At 74.1% G+C, this 12295-nt stretch carries 2 protein-coding genes and 2 pseudogenes; 1 reads left to right on the top strand and 3 read right to left on the bottom strand.

The features are described from left to right. The gene (locus ABIA33_RS03750; protein WP_370076872.1) at positions 1-327 is read right to left on the bottom strand and encodes an acyl carrier protein; all 327 of its coding nucleotides are present in this window, start codon (positions 325-327) and stop codon (positions 1-3) included. Between ABIA33_RS03750 and ABIA33_RS03745 the strand changes: the two are divergent. Continuing rightward, positions 260-400 (top strand): annotated as a pseudogene (locus tag ABIA33_RS03745) (hypothetical protein); the annotation flags it as partial. The gene ABIA33_RS03750 and the pseudogene ABIA33_RS03745 sit on opposite strands and share 68 nt — an antisense overlap. A gap of 70 nt (positions 401-470) precedes the next feature. Here ABIA33_RS03745 and ABIA33_RS03740 read toward each other — a convergent pair. Together ABIA33_RS03740 and ABIA33_RS03735 are read right to left on the bottom strand one after the other, a co-directional pair. Further along, positions 471-5120, bottom strand: a pseudogene (locus tag ABIA33_RS03740) (beta-ketoacyl synthase N-terminal-like domain-containing protein); the annotation flags it as partial. Further along, positions 5117-12157, bottom strand: coding sequence for an SDR family NAD(P)-dependent oxidoreductase (locus ABIA33_RS03735; protein ID WP_370076870.1), 7041 nt, complete (start codon positions 12155-12157; stop codon positions 5117-5119). The pseudogene ABIA33_RS03740 and the gene ABIA33_RS03735, both read right to left, overlap by 4 nt. Positions 12158-12295: the final 138 nt, after the last annotated feature.

The following is a 12295-nucleotide window of genomic DNA, read 5'->3' as shown; positions in this document are numbered from 1 at the left end:
TCAGCTCCGCCCGGCGGTCTGTGGACAGGACACGACATACCGGACCAGCCGACCGACCGTCAGATCGATGATCTCGTCGAGCTCCAGGCCCGCGACGAACTCGGCGAAGTTGACTCCTTCGCCCCAGCGCGCCTGGAGGTGCCCGGCCAGGGTCACCAGGTCGATGCTCTCCAGTTCGAGGTCCTGGATGAACCGGGACTCCATGGTGACCTGGACCGCGTCGAGGCCGTAGTCGTCGAGCACGGCGGCCAGCATGCCCGTGATCTCGGTGAGGACCTCCTGCTCGGATGCCGCGTGCGGCGCCGCAGTCGGCTCGCTGATCGTCACTTCGCCACTGTCCTCTCGCTGTTCAGGTTGCCGGTTCGTTCGGTGCCGGTTCGTTCGGTGCCGGTTCGTTCGGTGCCGGTTCTCTCGGTGCCGGTTCTCTCGGTGCCGGTTCGTGCGGTGCTGGTGCCGTCGGTCCCGTCCGCTGTCCAGGCCACGACGTAGCGTCGGTCCGGCAGATCCGACGGGCTGTCGAGCTCGGTGCATCGCAGTCGGTAGGTGCGGGTTCCGTCCGGCCGGGCCACTGCGACGAGCAGTTCCGACGGCTCGGCGGCGACCACCTCGAAGGCCCGCGGCCGGCCCTGGAGCCCGGTGCCCTCGGCCTTCGCCACTGCCTCCTTGGCGGCCCAGAACCGGGCGAACCAGAGCGCCTCGGAGCCTTCCGCCGCCCTCGCCGACGACGACTCCCCGCCGTACACCGAGCAGCAGGCCGCAAGCAGCTCGCGCTCCGCCGGTCCGAGCGCGACCAGCACCGTCTCCGCCGCACGCTCGGCGATCTCCTCGATGTCGATGCCCACGCCGGGTCCGCCGCCGGGGCGGGACGGCCGGACGACGGCCACCGCGGCCTCGGCCCGATGCGCAAGCGAGACGTCGAGGTCCGGCAGCGTCCGGCCGCGGACACCGACCACCCGGGGCCTTCCGGACGGGTCGTTGACCACCTCGATCTCGGCCGGAAACACCGGTCCCTCGCCCTGCTGCCACAGCCAACGGCGCACCGCGTCCTTCACCGCGATCCGGCCCAGCAGCCACGCCCGGCGGCCGCGCGGCGGCTGCTGCTCGTAGCGGGCACGCTCCGCGGAGCCGAGGTGGTTGCGCATCACCAGGTCGCGGGAGGCGAGGTCGGGCCAGCGCTCGTGCAGCAGGGTCCAGCCGCCGGGCCGGGGCGCGGACAGGGTGTTCCGCTCGACAAAGCGTTCCACCGGCCGGGTGTCCGGGTGACTGTCGAATCGGCGGTCCTGCCAGCCTGTCACCTCCGCCCACACGGTCCCCCCGGACAGGAGTTGGACATCCGCTTCGAGGACGGCGTCGGTGAGGGCGGTGATCCGGATATGACAGAGCACCTCGGTGCCGGGCCGGGGCGCGGGGCCGTAGAGGCGGAGCTCCCGCAGACCGACCGGGAAGACGACGGTGCGGTCGGTACGGGTGGCCATGATCCAGTAGCCGAGCAGCTGGCCGACGTTGTCCAGCAGTGCCCCGGGCGCGGAGGGCGCGGTGATCACACCGCGTACGTGCGCGTCGCCCATCGCGGTCAGTTCGGTCAGCCCCTGGAACGCCGGGCCGTGGAACATCCACCGTTCCTGGTACAGCGCGGCTGCGGTGTGGTCCGGTGTGCGCTCGGCCGCCGGGTCCACCTGCCACGGGGCCGGGCGCGCCGGGTGACGGTGTGCCAGCTGGACCGTTCCGCCGGCGAATTCGCCGAAGGCAGCGGCAAGGCATCCGTCCCCCGCATCGCGCAGGGTGATCTCCACGTCCATCGGTGCCGCCGCCGGCACCCATCGGCCGAAGCGCAGCCCGTGCATGCCGGTGGTCACTCGTCCGGGCGCGGCGCGCTCGGCGGCGTCCATCAGGTGCTGGGCGATCGTGGTCGCCGGAACGACCGGCCAGCGGTCGCTGATATCGGGCCAGCCGGGGCGCTGCCGGATGAAGCAGTGGTCGAGCAGGTACGGCATGGCGTCGACGGAGATGCGCAGCGTGCTGGTGTGCGCGGCCGGCGCGGGGGTCGGCGGTACGGGGGTCGGCGGTGCTGGAATCACTGTGGGGGACGGTGTCACGCCCGCCCGGGTCTGCCGCCCGGCACGGATCAGCTCGGCCGCCGCCTGCCCCGTGTCACGGAGCAGCGCGTCGAGTTCGGCCGCCAGCGGAAACCTGTCGCCCAGCGAGGCCAGGTCCGGGCCGCAGCCGGGGACGACCACCTGCGGACGCCTCTGAGCCAGTTCCGCACGGAGCGCCGGGAGCCTCTGGGCGTTGAGGGAGACGAGTGCCCCGCCGAGGTCCAGCCGCACGCTGGGGTGCGCCCGCTGCTGGGGTGCGCAGGAGAGGAGGGTGAGATCCGGCTCGGCTCCGTGCGCCCACAGCGCCGCCGCGACGCGTCGGAGCTGGGCCATCCCCTCGCGGTGCGGCGAGTTCGCGGCGATCGCCAGATGGTCCCTGCCGTTCAGGGTGTCGCCCACCAGCGAGGCCAGCTGTCCCGTGCCCACCTGGACGAACGCCCGGAACCCGGCCGCGTACAGCGCCTCGATCAGCGGCCGGAACCGCACCGGCTCCAGCAGGTGGCGCAGGAACAACGCCCGGACCTCGGCTTCGCCCTGCGGGAACGGGGCCGCTGTCGTCCCCGACCACACGGGTACGGTCGGCCGGTGCAGTTCGAAGGTCTCGGCAGCCTGCCGGATCGGCGCCAGGTACGGGGCCAGCATCGGCGTGTGGAATCCGGACTGGAACGGCAGTACCTGGCCCAGAACCCCGCGCGCGCGGAACCAGCGCACCAGCTCCGCGACCGGCTGCTCGGGGCCGCAGACGATGGACTGCTGCGGCGCGTTGTCGTGCGACAGCACGACCTGCGACACCCCCGCCACCGTGGCCAGGGCCTCCTGGACCTGTTCGGCGGAGGTGCCGAGCGCGGCGAAGGCGAGACCGGGTACGTGCAGAGCGTCGGGGTCGAAGGACTCCAGGAAGGAGTCCACCGAGGCGCCCGAGTACAGTCCGCCCGCGATCATCGCAGTCCACTCGCCGACGCTGTGCCCGGCGACAGCGTCGGGAACGACACCCATCCGGCGCAGCGCGGTGTCGAGGAGCCGACCGACCGCCACCACTCCGGCACCGTGCCGACCGATGTCGCCCACCTGGGGCGCGGCCGACGACGCGCCCGAGGGCGGCGCGAGTCGCGGAAGGCCGAAGTGGTCGGCGACGTCCTCCGCCCTGGGGGCGAACTCGCCCTCCAGGCCGGGGAAGAGAAACGCGATCCGTCCGGCGCCGGGCAGGCCGGGAGCCGCACCGAGCAGCGGCTCGGGTGCGAACCACACGTCGTTGCGCCCGCGCCAGGCCTGTCCTCTGGACACCGCGCGGCGGGCCAGGGCCAGCCGCTTCGCCGTCGGGTCGACGATCGCCAACCGGCAGCGCGGCGCGGGGGCGCCGCGTTCCGGCAGCGCTGCGGCCAGCACGGCAGAGTCGTCCGCCGCCAGCAGCGCGGCCAGCTGATCCGGCCGGTCGGCCGCGAGGCGCAGCACCCGTTCGGGTTCGGCCACGACAGTGGCCACGCCAGCGGGCAAGGGAAACGCTGCGGCGGTGGCTGCTGCGGGTCCCGCCGTCGGTAGGGACGAGGAGGAACTGCTACCGGGGGCCTGCTCCAGCACCACATGGGCGTTGATTCCGCCGAAGCCGAAGGCGTTCACGGCGGCGCGGCGTGGGGAACCGCCTGCGTCGGCCGCCCACGGCTGCGCCTCGCCAAGGGTACGGAAGCGCGTGCCTGCCAGCGCCGGGTGCGGGTCGTCGCAGTGCAGCGTCGGCAACAGCACCCCGTGGTGCACCGCCAGCGCCGCCTTGACCAGCCCGGCGATGCCCGCGGCAGGCATGGTGTGGCCGATCATCGACTTCACCGAGCCGAGCACCGCTCGCCCGTCCCGGTCACCGGTTCCGGCCTGCGCCGGGCCAAACACCGCTGCCAGTGTCGCCAGTTCGGCGGCGTCACCGGCCGGGGTCGCGGTGCCGTGGGCCTCCAGCAGGCCCAGCGCACCCTGCGCCGACGGATCGAGCTCGGCCGCCCGCCAGGCTGCTCGCACCGCCCGGATCTGGCCGCCCGGGTCGGGGTTGGCGAGCCCGGTCGTACGGCCGTCGCCGGCGACGCCTGTGCCGCGGATCACCGCGTAGACACGGTCGCCGTCGCGCTCCGCGTCGGCGAGGCGCTTCAGCACCACCACACCGGTTCCCTCGCCGATCAGGATGCCGTCCGCGTCCCGGTGGAACGGACGGATCCGCTGGCTCGGGGAGAGTGCCCGCAACTGCGCGAACACGCTCCACAGGGTGACGTCGTGGCAGTGGTGCACCCCGCCGGTCAGCACCGCGTCGCAGCGGCCGGTGGCGAGCTCGCCGACCGCCTGGTCCACGGCGACCAGCGAGGAGGCGCAGGCGGCGTCCACCGTGTAGGCGGGGCCGCGCAGGTCGAGCCGGTTGGCCAGACGGGAGGCGGCGAGGTTCGGCACCAGGCCGATCGCGGACTCCGGGTGGTCCGGGCCCAGCTGCTCGGTGAACGCTGACCTGACCCGCCCGAGCTGGTCCGCCGTCAGATCGGGCAGCAGCTCGCCGAGGGTGCGCACCAACTGGTGTGCACTGCGGACGCGCTGGTCGAGACGGACCAGACCCGGCGTCAGGTAGCCGCCCCGGCCGAGCACCACCCCGATCCGGTCGCGATCGGGCAGCCGGTCCTGGCCGCCCGCGTCCGCGATGGCGGCCGCAGCGACCTGGAGCGCGATCAGCTGGTCGGGTTCGGTGCCGGACACCGAGCTCGGCATGATGCCGAAGCGGGTCGGCTGCACGTCCGCGTAGTCGTCCACGAAGCCACCACGGCGGCAGTAGAGGCGGTCCGGGGCGGCGGGTCCTGACCCCGCGCCCGGGTCGTAGTAGCCCGCGTCCCAGCGCCCCTCGGGTACCTCCGTGATCGCGTCGACTCCGCCGACCAGGTTCCGCCAGTAGCTGGCGAGATCAGGCGCGCCGGGCAGGAGTACCGCCATGCCCACGACGGCCACCGGCGGTGGCCGAGTGCCCGACCTCTGCTGTGCCGTGGATGCCACCGGCGCCGTCACCAGCCCGACGCGGTGTAGACGACGGCGCGGTCCGAGTCGACGCCCCAGGCGAGCTCGCGCAGCAGCGCCAGCGTGCCCGCGTCCGGGTCGATCAGCCTGACGCCGCGTCGGGCGTAGTCGCGTGCCAGTTCCTCGGAGACCATGCCGCCGTGCCCGCCGGAGGGCGCCCATGGGCCCCAGTGCACGGTCAGCGCCCGGTGCCCGGTGCGGTCCGCCCAGCGCGCGCCCAGCGCCTCCAGGGCGTCGTTCGCCGCCGCGTAGTCCGCCTGTCCGCGATTCCCCAGGGCAGCGGCGATGCTGCCGAAGAGCACCGTGAACCGTGGCCCGCCCGGCAGTTCGGACAGCGCGTCGAGCAGCGCGGAGGCGCCGTCGGCCTTGGTGGCGAAAACCCGCCGGAAGGACTCCGGGTCCTTCTCCGCGAGCACCTTGTCCTCGATCACGCCCGCGGCGTACACGACGCCGTCCAGCCGCCCGTACTCCGCGTGCACCTCCTTGACCGCCTGCCGCAGAGCAGCCGGATCGGTGGCGTCCACGGCCTGGTAGCGGGCCTGCGAACCCAGCGCCGTCAGCTCGTCGAGGGTCGCGCGCACCTCGCGTGCGGCGAGCAGGCCGGATGCCGTGCGTTCGATCTCCGGCAGCGGCACTCCCTGGCCGGCCAGGGCGGCCCGCAGCGCGGACCGGTCGCGGGCAGCCGCCGTCACCGGGTCCTCCGGACCCTCCGGCGGCGCGGTGCGGCCCAGCAGTTCCAGGCGGCAGCCGGAGGCTGAGGCAAGCGTCGCCGCGAACCGTGCGGTGATCCCGCGGGCGCCGCCGACCAGCAGCACCACGGCGTCACGGTCCAGGCCGAGCGCTGCGGCTTCGGACGCACCGTCACCGGCCGGTCCCGCGCCGGTGCTGCCCAGCACCCCGAGTCCGGACCGCTCCAGGGACAGTCCCCGGCGCCCGGCCGCACCGCGCAGGACCACCGGCTCGCGGTCGTCGGCGAGCAACTCGCCGAGCAGCGCGTCCGCCGTTTCGGCCGGCTCCGTCAGCGAGCTCGGTGCGTCGAACTCGACGAGCCGGGTGGTGGCGTCGGGGTACTCGCGGGCCAGTGTGCGGAAGAGCCCGCGCAGCCCGTCCGCCCGGTCGGAGGCGGAGGGCGAGGGCGACGACAGTGCGGACAGGGACGACGACACACAGGCTGCGAGCAGCCACTTGGGTTCGCGGGCCAGGGCGGCCTGGAGCGCGGGCACGCAACCCGGCAGCACCGGCGACCCCTGCGTGGCGAGCGGGTCCAGCAGCAGCACGCCGTCCACATGGCCGTCGTCCGCGGAGAGTTCGTGCGCCGTGTCCAGGGCGAACGTCTGTGCGCCGAACGAGGTGAGCCGGGCCGAGAGAGCCTCGGCGACGCCGCCGCCGTCCGTGCCGAGCAGGGCGAACCGCCTGCCGGCCAACGACTCCGGCGACCCACCGGGTTCCGCGAGCGGGACGGGCCTGAACTGCAGCCGCACCGGCTCGTGCCCGGCGACGGACGCCGGCTCGACCGGCTGCGCCTCCGCCACCAGGCGCGGCGGGAGTTGCACTGCCGGACCAGCTGTTGCGATGTCAGCTGCCGTTGTGTCAGCGGGACTTCCGAGCCGGGAGGTGAGCCAGACCGTGATGGCGCCGGCGGTACGGGCACCCGCGAGCTGCTCCACCTCGTCGTCACCCAGGCCGGCGAGGTCGGCCCCCGGTCCGCCGGCCAGGCGGCGGGCGAGCTGGCCGATGATCTCGGTGCGCTTGATCGAGTCGATGCTGAGGTCGGCCTCGAGGTCGAGGTCGGGCTCGATCATGTCGGCGGGGTAGCCGGTGCGCTCGCTGATCACCTCCACCACCGCGCGCAGCACGTCAGCCTCCGCGAGCTCGGGCACCGCCCCGACCGGCTGGTCGGACGCGACCTGGTCCGGCGTCGCGGGCAGCGCCGCCGGCGGTGCGAGCGGGCCGACAGCGAGCGAGGGGACGACGAGCGAGGGGACCGGTAGCGGAGGCAGCGGTAGCGCCGGTGCCGTGGCACCTGCCCCGGCGAGATAGGTCATCAGCACGTCGCGCTGAGCGGCGATCATGTCCCTGCTGCTGCGCAGGAACTCCGAGACCAGCGCCTCGCCTCCAGCCTGGTGGTGGCCGTTCGAGTTCGGTGCCTGAGCTGTCATCAACGTCTCCGGAACGAGTCGGGCCGGCGTCAGCGCGCCGGGTAGCAGGTCTCCGGCGGCGGTGCGCACCAACTGCCCGTCCACCGTCCAGCCAGGTCGGCGCGGCGCCCGCGCCCGGCCGGCGTCCACCGCGTCACGGCCGCGGAACAGCCGCCCGGTACGCACCGGCACCCCGGCCACGGCCAGCTCGGCCAGCGCGTCGAGGAATCCGGGCAGTCCCGCGCGCCGCCCCTCGACCGGCACGGCGCGATGCGGCCGGTCGCCGAGCACCGCCGAGACCAGCCGGGTCAGCACGGACCCGGGCCCCGCCTCGACGAACACCCGGGCCCCGGCTTGGTACATCGCCTCGATCTGCTGCGCGAACCGCACCGGCGCTCCGATCTGCGCCGCGAGCTCGGCACGCACCGCATCCGGCGCGGCCGGGTAGGCGGCAGCCGTCCGGTTCGACCACACCGGGAACTCCGGCGTCCGGACCGTGCGCAGTGCCAGCGCTTCGGCGAAGCGCTCGCACGCCCCGGCGACCAGCGGGCTGTGGAAGGCGCACGCGACCGGCAGCCGCTTCACACCGTGACCCGCCTCGCGCAGCAGCGACATCGCCGCCGCCACATCCTCGGTGGCACCGGAGACGACGGTCTGCAGCGGGGCGTTGCGGTTCGCCGCCACCACTCGCCCGGCCAGGCCGGCCCCGGCGAGCAGCCGTTCGACCTCCTCGGCCCCGGCCGCCACTGCGGCCATGGACCCGGGGTCCGCGCCCTCGCCGACCGCGTCCAGGATCGCCCCCGCCCGCTGGGCGCTGAGCGCCGGCAGGTCCTCGGCCGCCAGCGCCCCTGCCGCGCACAGCGCGACCAACTCGCCGTAGCTGTGGCCGCCCGCCAGCGCGGGGCGCACCCCGGCCAACCCGAGCAGCTCGAACGCCGCGAGGCCGGTCATCCCCAGCACCGGCTGGGCCACCCTGGTGTCGGTCACCGCGGCACGCTGTCGCTCCCGTGCCTCGGGGGTGAAGGCGTCCGGCGGATACAGCAGGTCCGCATAGGCGCGGCCCAGCAGCAGATGCCGTTGCAGCTCAGGGAACGCCGCGAACAGCTCCGCGAACATCCCCGGCCGCTGGCTGCCCTGCCCGGGGAAGAGGAACGCCACTTCGCCGGCGGGCGCGCCGCCGTCCTGTTCGGCCAGGTGCAGTCCGTGCGCCGGATCGTGCTCCCCGGCCGAGGCGCGGCGCAGCAGCGCGCGCAGTTCCGCCAGGTCCGAGGCCACCAGCGCCACCTGCACCGGGCCGTGGCCGGACTCCGCCCGCCGGGACGCGGCCAGCGCCAGGTCGCGCAACCGCCATGGCGAGGCGTCGGAGTTCGCGGCGGAGTTCGGGGCGATGTTCGCATCACCGTTGGCGACGCCGTCGGCGATCCGCAGCAGTTCCGCCGCCCCACGCAGGGCCCGCTGCCGGTCCGGGCCCCGAAAGGTGAACAGCTCGGCAGGCCACTCCTGAAGTCCGTGCACAGGTCGCGGGCCGTCGTAACCACGCAGTACCGCATGGAAGTTGGTTCCGCCGAAGCCGAACGCACTGACGCCGGCCACTCGTTCCGCCGGTGCAACCGCCCACGGCCGCGCCTCCGAGTGGAACGCGAAGGGGCTGCTGCCGGCCTGCCATGCCTGGTTCGGTTGCTCCAGGTGCAGGGTCGGCGGTTTGACGCCGGTGTGCAGCGCCAACGACGCCTTGATCAGACCCGCCACGCCGGCCGCGCACTTGGTGTGGCCGATCTGCGACTTCACCGATCCCAGCGCGCAACTCCCCGGCGCCGCGCCAGCTTCCGTGAACACCGCGCTCAACGTTGCCAGTTCGGTGCGGTCGCCCACCACGGTCCCGGTGCCGTGCGCCTCCAGCAGGCCCACCTCGGCCGGATCGGCCCCGGCGCTCCGGTACGCACGTTCCAGCGCCGCCCGCTGGCCCTCGGGCCGGGGCGCGGTCAGGCCCAGCGAACGGCCGTCGCTCGCGCTTCCGATGCCCTGGACCACCGCGTACACCCGGTCGCCGTCCCGTTCCGCGTCCGCGAGCCGCTTCAGCACCAGGCAGCCGACACCCTCGCCCAGCGCGATCCCGTCCGCCGACGCGTCGAAGGGCCTGGACCGGCCGGTAGGCGAGAGCGCGTGAACCGAGGCGAAGAGCAGGAAGTCATTGATGCCGTTGTGCAGGTCCGCTCCGCCGCACAGAGCCAGGTCGCTGCTGCCCGAGGCCAGCTCCCGGCACGCCACGTCCAGCGCCGCCAGCGACGACGCGCAGGCCGCGTCGACCGTGAAGTTGGATCCGCCCAGGTCGAGCCGGTTGGCGATCCGACCCGAGATGACATTGGCGAGCATGCCGGGGAAGGAGTCCTCGGTGATCCTCGGCAACTGCTCCGCGATCGCGTCCGGCACCCGGCCCAGATAGGCGGGCAGCACCGCGCCCAGCACCCCCGCGTTCGACAGGTCGCTGCCCGCCTCCGCCCCGAACACCACGCTGGTGCGCGAGCGGTCGAAGGAGCGCCCGCCGTCGCCGCCGCCACCGTCGTAGCCCGCGTCCACCAGTGCCCGGCGCGCTGCCTCCAGCGCGAGCAGCTGAACCGGCTCGATGCTGCCCAGTGCGGACGGCGGGATGCCGTAGGCCAGGGGATCGAACGGGATGCGCGGCAGAAAGCCGCCCCACTTGGACGGAGTCGTGCCGGGCCCGCCGCCGTCCGCGGAGTAGTACAGCTCCGGGTCCCAGCGCTCCGGCGGCACCTCGGTCACGGCGTCCACACCGCCGACCACATTGGCCCAGAACGCCGACAGGTCCGGGGCCTGCGGGAACATGCAGGCCATCCCGATCACCGCGACATCGAGCGGTGCGGGTCGCGGAGTCGCGACGTCGCTGGGCGACAGTCCTGGACGTGCCGTCAGCTCGGCGGCTCTGGCGGCCAGAAAGGCGGCAGCGCCCGTTCCGACCGCTCGGTGCAGCTCGGCCACCGTGGTGGTCGCCGAGCGCAGCACGGCGACCTGCCCGGCCATGAACATCCCGCGCTCCAGCTGGCCCTGCTCGTCGACCGACGCCAGCGTGCCCTCCACCCGGTCGACGCCCTTGCCGGCGATCCGCAGCCGACCGATGTTCAACCGCTCCAGCTGCTCCCAGACATCCCGGTCCGGCACCCCTTCCGTGTGCAACCGCTCCCGCACCTCGGCGAACTCCGCAGTGAACCGGCTCGGAACGCACCGCGTGGCATGGCCGGGCGCGGTCTGCAGCAGCTCCGTCCGCTGCGCCGCCAGCACCTGGCGTTGGAACGCGGGCTGCACCGCCCCGCAGGCCACCGCCTCCTCGGTGAAGAGGTACGCCGTACCCATCAGCACGCCCGCCGCGACCCCGCGCGGGGCCAGCGGCGCGGCCATCGCCGCCACCATCGCCGCCGAGCGCTCGTCGTGGACTCCCCCGGCGAACAGCACCTCGATCTGCGGCCGGTCACCGGTCGCCGCGGTCACCGCGGTCACCGTCCCCGTCGCCGCGTCCAGGAAGTCCTCAAGCACCGCGAGTTGCGCCTCCCACAGCGGGAAGCTGTGCCGCGGCCCCACATGACCGCCGCACTCCGAACCCTCGAACACGAATCTGCGCGCCCCGTCCTCGAGGAACTGCTGCAGTAGTCCGGGAGAAGGCACATGCAGGAAGGTGCGGATCCCCGCCTGCTCCAGCACCCGCGCCTGCGAGGGGCGGCCACCGGCGATCACCGCGTGGCTGGGACCTGCCGCGAGCACCTCCGCCAGCTGGGCGCTGCGCACCTCCTCCGGGGCGAACCCCAGTACGCCGACACCCCAGGGACGACCGCCGACGGCGTCACCGGTCTCCCGGAGCAGCGCGCGGGTCTGCTCCGGCCCCGCCAGCGCCAAAGCGACGAACGGCAGCGCGCCTGCGGCAGCCACTGCCGCCGCGAATCCCGGCTGGTCGCTGACCCGGGTCATCGGCCCCTGCGCCACCGGCAGTTCCGTGCCCAGGGTCCTGCTCAGCGGTGCCTCCGGGCCGAGCAGCGATAACGCCGCACCGGGTGCTGCCGCAGCGCGCAGGCCGTCCAGCACGGCCTCGCGTACGGCGCGTACGGCGCGGCCTGCCGTGCCCCAGCGGGTGGCGAATCGCTGGGCCAGAAACCCGTCCTGACCGACCATCACATACTCAGGTGGTTCCGATCCGGCGCGCCGCGGCAGCACCCGCCGGCCGTCGATCACGGTCGTCTCGGATCCGTCCATACCGCGCACCGCCGCGGCGGCCTCCTCCGGCGCCGCCGACTCGGCCAGCAGCGCGAGCTGGCTGTCCAGTACCACCCCGGCCGCTCCGCCGGCCACGGCCGCCACGGCGGTGCGCAGGCCGATGCCGCCGCAGGCCCACACCGGCACCTCGATGCCCGGCGCTGCCAGCAACTGCTGGAGCAGCACGAAGGTGCTCAACTCCCCGACCACACCGCCGCTTTCGCCACCGCGTGCGATCAGCCCGTGGACGCCTGAGGCCACCGCCCGAAGGCCCTGCTCCAGGTCTGGCACCTCGGCCAGCACGCGGTACCGGGCGCCCAGCGCTCCCAGCACCTGCGGGTCCCAATCAGTAGCGTCCGCGCCCAGCACGACGGTGTGCGGCGCCGTCCGGTCAGCGGGACAGAGATCCTCGGGGGTGATCCGGCAGTCGGCGCCGAGCCGGACGCCGAACGGCCCTGGGGCGGACTCGCCGAGCTTGGCGAGCTCCTCGCGCGACCGGCGGTCGCCGGTGCCGAGGTCCAGCACGCCAAGGGCGCCGGCGCGGCACAGGGCCGCGGCGAGTCCGGCGTCCGGTTCATGGAAGGGGGTGATCCCGATGACGATGTCGGCCAGCGGCGACGTGGGCCTCATGGACACTCCGGGGTGCGTTACGGCACAGGCGGGGGAAGGTGGGGCTAAGGCTCGTGGCACGCCAGGTCGCCCCTCTGCTCGGACATGTAGGGGTTGCCATGCGATGCGCTACAGACGCTACTTATCGGTAGAGTCCGC

This window comes from Streptacidiphilus sp. MAP12-16 (genome assembly GCF_041262165.1).
Lineage (GTDB): Bacteria > Actinomycetota > Actinomycetes > Streptomycetales > Streptomycetaceae > Streptacidiphilus.
This window is presented reverse-complemented; position numbering and strand designations above follow the sequence as displayed.